Annotated in this window: 4 protein-coding genes; all 4 read right to left on the bottom strand. The window is 65.3% G+C overall.

The annotated features are described in order from the left end of the window. Positions 1-162: 162 nt before the first annotated feature. Complete coding sequence (locus VK519_RS00845) at positions 163-1,980, bottom strand: autotransporter outer membrane beta-barrel domain-containing protein (RefSeq protein WP_324346746.1); 1,818 nt, start codon at positions 1,978-1,980, stop codon at positions 163-165. Between the two features lie 241 nt (positions 1,981-2,221). Further along, a complete protein-coding gene (locus VK519_RS00840) occupies positions 2,222-4,555 on the bottom strand; it encodes a Tex family protein (protein ID WP_324346744.1) in 2,334 nt (777 codons plus the stop codon). Between the two features lie 49 nt (positions 4,556-4,604). Next, on the bottom strand, positions 4,605-5,375 hold the full coding sequence (locus tag VK519_RS00835; RefSeq protein ID WP_324346742.1) for an RDD family protein: 771 nt from the start codon (positions 5,373-5,375) through the stop codon (positions 4,605-4,607). Between the two features lie 67 nt (positions 5,376-5,442). Beyond that, positions 5,443-5,861, bottom strand: a 419-nt coding sequence (locus VK519_RS00830; RefSeq protein ID WP_524538967.1) for a tRNA modifying enzyme MnmG family protein, incomplete at its 5' end; no start/stop codon positions are given.

The raw sequence follows: 5,861 nt of genomic DNA, 5'->3' as shown, positions 1-5,861 counted from the left end.
AGCAAGACTTCCCCGCTCAGCGATGACGAGGCTGCGAACCTCAAGAAGCAGGGCGAGTCGATTTTCGCCAAGGGCAAGGGCGGCAAGTAAGTCGTCTGGTTTCATTCGGGACAAAAAAACGCCGGCGAAAGCCGGCGTTTTTCTTTGCCTGTTGGTAGGAGATCAGAAACCGATCTTCATCCCCAGGTTCACGCTGTTGTACTTCTGCGAGTCGTCGCTGAAGCGGCCGCTGTAACCGATCCAGCTGACCACGCTGTCGGAAAGCTGCGCCATCAGGCCGAGGTCGGCCGTGCCCCAGGTCTTGTCGGGGTTGAAACCCGGCAGCACGAACGTGCCGCTCATCGACACCAGGCCCGCTTCGATGTCGCGCGGGTCGGCCTTGCTGTCGCGGTTGAAGGACACTTCGGCGTACGGGTGCAGCGCCAGTTCGTGCGCCGTCCAGTTGCCCTGCAGGCGCCAGCCCACGGTGGAGATCAGTGCCTTGCGCTCCTGGCGGCCGAAGGTCATCGCCGACGAATCATCGCCACTTTCGTTGTACGGGTCGACCTTGTTGTTCTGCCATTCGAAGTTGACGAAGGGGCCGGTCTTGATCGAATCCGAACCGAACCACCAGCCGCCGGTCAGCGCGGCGTCCAGGTGCGAACCGCTGGTGTTGCCTGACTCGGTGCGGATGGCGGACCCGAGGGCGAACTTGCGGTCGATGTCGTTGTAGCTGAGCTGGCCGAAGCTGCCGATGGCACCGAAGTAACCGCCACCCTGGTGGTAGAAGGCGTACAGGGAGCCGGCCAGGTCCTGCATCTTGTAGCCACCCTCGCCGCCGCGGAAATCGGCATCGGTCTGGCTCAGGCCCAGGGCGACGCCAGCGGACCAGTGTTCGGCGAGCTTTGCATCGGCGCCGACGGTAAGGTTCACGTTGTCGGCATCGGTCTTCACCGAATTGCCGTTGCCTTCGTACTTCTGCTTGCCGTAGTCGACCACGGCGAACAGGCGGCTGTCGCTGCCGAAGTTGTCAGCCAGCATCTGGTTGGTCAGTGCATGCACGTGTGCGGCATGCGTGGCCATCGGGGCCTCGCCCAGGAGGGAGATCTTCTCCGGCGCGCTCAGGATCGACAGCGCGTACTGGCCCAGCAGAGCGTGGGCGGCGCCCGTGGGGTGGATGCCGTCGGCGAACAGGTAGGTCTGCCCGGCGGTCGGCGACACCAGGGTGGCCGGCGTGCACTGGATGGAGCTGGCCGTGGTGCAGGCAGGCGTGGTGACGTTGGTGAAGCCGTACTTGCCCGGCTGGGCGATGATTTCGTTCAGCAGGGTATAGGTGTTGATCGGCACGATGCCCTTGCCCAGCTGGGCAAGGCCCCCGCTGAGTACGCCGTTGTAGGCCAGGGCCAGGGTGCTGGCGCCGGACGACGCGGCTGCGCCCTGGGACATGGCGGCCGGCGTCTTCCCGATGTCGGGAATATTGAAGACGACGATGGTCTTGGCGCCGGCCGTCTGCAGGGCCTTGATCGCACCCACTTCCTGCGTGGCGGCCACGGCGGCGGTCTGCAGCGCGGCGGCCTGGGATGGGGCGGCCGTGGCACCCAGCAGGTCGTTCGCGCCGATCCAGACGCTGTACAGGGCGTGCGGATCGGCGTGTCCGCCGTTGGCCGCGAGGTAACCGCCCACCTGGCTCAGCACGGAAGGTGCCGGCGGCAGGGCGACGTTGGTCGCCACCATGGCGCCGCCGTAGGCATAGTCCGTGCCGCCGCTCAACGAGGGGGTGAGGTTATAGCCGTAGGCGCTGGCGATATTCTCGATCGCCGTGGTGCTGGGATTGGTGGTGAAACGCAGGGGCACCGGCGAGCCCAGTTCCTTGGCGATGTTGCCGGCATCACTCAGGCTGTCGCCGAATGCAACGACCTTGGTGAAATCGGTGGCCTGGGCGGCAGCGGAGAACAGCAGCGCCGTGGTGACGGCCGCTGCGAGGTGGCGAAGACGTGGCATGCGTAAGACCCCTGGTCGAGCTGTGTTAGAGAATCGTTACGTTAATGCAACACATACGGAAGCGCATGTTGCAATGCGCCATAAGAAATCGCCCATTTTCGGCACTTTTAGGCGGGTATATCCAGCGGCGACCTGATTCCGGCAAGAGAGGACCGTCGAGCGTGGCAAAAGAAAAGCCGGCATTCGCCGGCTCTTCAACTTGCCACTCGTGGGGTTGCCTATAGGCGACGACCTCGAGGACCTATTTCTTCAATGCCTTTGAGAACGCATCGGCGAACGCACTACTGGCAGGCGCTGGCGCGGATTTGGGCGGGGCTGGCGGACGCCGATCGCCACCGCCACGCGGGCCGCGATTGCCGCCAGCATTGCCATCACGCTCCGCGGGCTTGCCGCCGCGCGCCTCGCCAGGCACATCATCCAGCCGCATCGACAACCCGATGCGCTTTCGCGGAAGGTCTATTTCCATCACCTTGACCTTGACGATATCGCCGGCTTTCACCGCATCGCGTGGGTCCTTGACGAAGGTGTGCGACAACGCCGATACGTGGACCAGGCCATCCTGGTGCACGCCAATGTCGACGAAGGCGCCAAACGCGGCCACGTTGGTGACGCGGCCTTCCAGCACCATGCCCACGGCGAGGTCTTTCAGGTCTTCCACGCCTTCGGCGAATGATGGCGCGACGAATTCGGGGCGCGGGTCGCGGCCGGGTTTCTCCAGTTCCTTCAGGATGTCGCGCACGGTGGGCACGCCGAAGGTCTCGTCGGTGAACTGCTCGGGTTTCAACCCGCGCAGGAAAGAGGTATCGCCGATGATGTTGCGTACTTCACGCCCGCATGCCTTGAGGATGCGCTCGACCACCGGATAGGCTTCCGGATGCACGGAGCTCGCATCCAGCGGATTGCTGCCGCCGGCGATGCGCAGGAAGCCGGCGCATTGTTCGAAGGCCTTGTCGCCCAGGCGGGGCACCTTCAACAATTCCTTGCGGCTGCCGAATGCACCGTGCGCGTCGCGGTGCTTCACCACGTTCTCTGCCACGCTCGATGACAAACCCGCCACGCGCGCGAGCAACGGCGCGGAAGCGGTGTTCACGTCAACGCCCACGGCGTTCACGCAGTCCTCCACGCGAGCATCGAGCGCGCGGGCCAGCTTCACCTGGTTCACGTCGTGCTGGTACTGGCCCACGCCGATCGCCTTGGGTTCGATCTTCACCAGCTCCGCCAGGGGATCCTGCAGGCGGCGCGCGATGGACACCGCGCCGCGGATGGAAACGTCAAGTTCCGGGAATTCCTTCGATGCAAGCTCCGATGCGGAGTACACCGAGGCGCCGGCTTCGCTCACCACGAGCTTGGAAAGGCCAAGATCCGGGTGTTTCTTCATCACTTCGGCGGCGAGCTTGTCCGTCTCGCGCGAGGCCGTGCCGTTGCCAATGGCGATCAGGTTTACGCCGTGCTGCTTCGACAACGCCGCGATGCGGGCAAGGGACTGGTCCCACTGGTTGCGCGGTTCGTGCGGGTAGATGGTGTCGAAGGCCAGCAGCTTGCCCGTGGCATCGACAATGGCGAGCTTGCAACCGGTGCGGATGCCCGGGTCCAGGCCCATCACCACCTTGTTGCCGGCAGGTGCGGCAAGAAGGAGGTCTTTCAGGTTGTCGCCAAATACGCGGATGGCTTCGTCGTCGGCGCTCTCACGCACGCGACCGAACAGGTCGAGCGTGAGATGCAGGTGCAGCTTCACGCGCCAGGTCAGACGTATGGTTTCGCGCAGGAAGGCATCGGCCGGGCGTTTGCGGTCGACGATGCCGGCGCGGGCGGCGACCCGGCCTTCGCCCTGGGCGTGGCCCTGCTCGGCATCGTTGCCGGGGATGAGGTCGAGCTCGATGATTCCCTCGTTGCGCGCGCGCATCAGCGCCAGCAGCCGGTGCGAGGGAATTTTCGCCACGCTTTCCATGTGGTCGAAGTAGTCGCGGAACTTCGCGCCTTCGTTTTCCTTGCCTTCCACCACGCGGGCCTTGATCTGGCCGACGTCCCACATCCAGTCGCGCAGCTCGCCCACCAGATGGGCGTCCTCGGCGATGGTTTCCATCAGGATGGCGCGGGCGCCATCGAGCGCGGTGCGGACATCGGCTACGCCTTTTTCAGCGTCAACGAAGGTAGCGGCCAGTGCATCGGGATCTTGCGTGGGATCTTCGCGCAGCGTCGTGGCCAGCGGTTCCAGGCCCGCCTCGCGCGCGATCTGCGCCTTGGTGCGGCGCTTGGGCTTGTAGGGCAGGTAGAGGTCTTCCAGGCGTGCCTTGGTGTCGGCCTCGTCGATATCGGCCTTCAGCGCGTCGGTGAGCTTGCCCTGCTCGGTGATGGAGTCGAGGATGGCCTTGCGGCGGTCTTCCAGCTCGCGCAGGTAGCGCAGGCGCTCTTCGAGCAGGCGCAGCTGGATGTCGTCCAGTCCGCCGGTGACTTCCTTGCGGTAGCGGGCGATGAACGGCACGGTGGCGCCGCCGTCGAGCAGTTCCACCGCCGCACGCACCTGTTGGGGCTTGGCGGCGATGTCCTGGGCAATGCGTTGTTCGATCGAGAGCATGCTTGATGCGGGTTCCGTTGATACGAATCCCGCATCATAGCAAGCGCGGTCAGGCGCTGAATGAGCCGTCGTCGTTGCGCGGCGCGGGCTGTTGCGGGTTGTTCCGGGCGGCGCTGGCGCGCCCGTTCACCACCAGGGTGCTGGCCATCATGTCGTGCAGGGCCTGCTTGCGTTCGGTCCAGCCGGCCATCATGTAGCCGATGCATAGCGTGAGCGAGCTGATGATCTTGCCGAAATGACGGCCGGTGGCCCGCAGGAAACTGATGCGCCGCCCTTCGTCGTCGGTCACGCGGATACCCATGGCGAGCTTGCCCGGCGTGGCCTGCATGGCGGAGCTTTCGCACAGGGCGAAGTAGGCCCAGGTCACCAGCATTTGTACGCCGAACACCGGCAGCATCGCGCTCCAGTAGGCACCGTAGGCGGCCATCACCACCGCCGGGTCGCTGTTGGCGTTTTCGATGGTGTGCATCATCGCCGTCTGGGCGGCGGTGCCGCCGAGCAGGTTGATGATGATGAGGTTCGGGATCCACAGGATGAACCCGTCCAGGATGTAGGCCAGCAGGCGCTTCCAGAAGCCGGCGTAGGGTTGTGGGTCGGCCACCCATTGCTGTGGCGGTGGTGGTGCCGGCGGCATGGGCGTGGCGCTGCCCGCGGCGGGCGCTTCGCCGGGGAACAGGTCGCCCGCGGCCTGCCAGTCGGTGAGGCCCGCGTGCCAGGCCAATTCCCCGGGTTTGAGCGAGCCCTCGCGCAGCCACTGGCGGATATCGGCCTCGCTGTAGGGGCCGAACCGCTCGCCATTGCGGCCAATCCAGACTTCCATGATGAACTCCGTTTAGGACTTAAGCCGATGATCGCACGGGGCATCGGCCGTCCGTAACCGTCGGAAGTCAGGCGGCTGCGCGTCGCTTGATGTGTACCAGCAACAGCGAGATCGCAGCCGGGGTGACGCCGCTGATGCGCGATGCCTGGCCGATGGTGGCCGGCTGCCCACGTTTAAGCTTGACCAGGACCTCGGCGGAGAGTCCGCGCACGCGGTCATAGTCGAAGCCCGCCGGGATGGCCAGGGCCTCATTCTTGCGATGGCGGGCGATTTCCTCGTGCTGGCGCTCAAGGTAACCGGCGTACTTGGCCTGCACCTGTACCTGGTCCGCCACATGCTCGTCTTCGACGGCCGGCCCCATGCCGGGGACGGCCATCAGCGCGGCGTAGTCGATCTCCGGGCGGCGCAAAAGATCCAGGGCGTTCGTTTCGCGGCTGAGCGGCAGGCCCAGGGTGGCCGTGACGGCAGCGCCCAGGGCGTTGCCCG

This window comes from Pinirhizobacter sp. (assembly GCF_035317885.1).
Lineage (GTDB): Bacteria > Pseudomonadota > Gammaproteobacteria > Xanthomonadales > Rhodanobacteraceae > Pinirhizobacter.
This window is presented reverse-complemented; position numbering and strand designations above follow the sequence as displayed.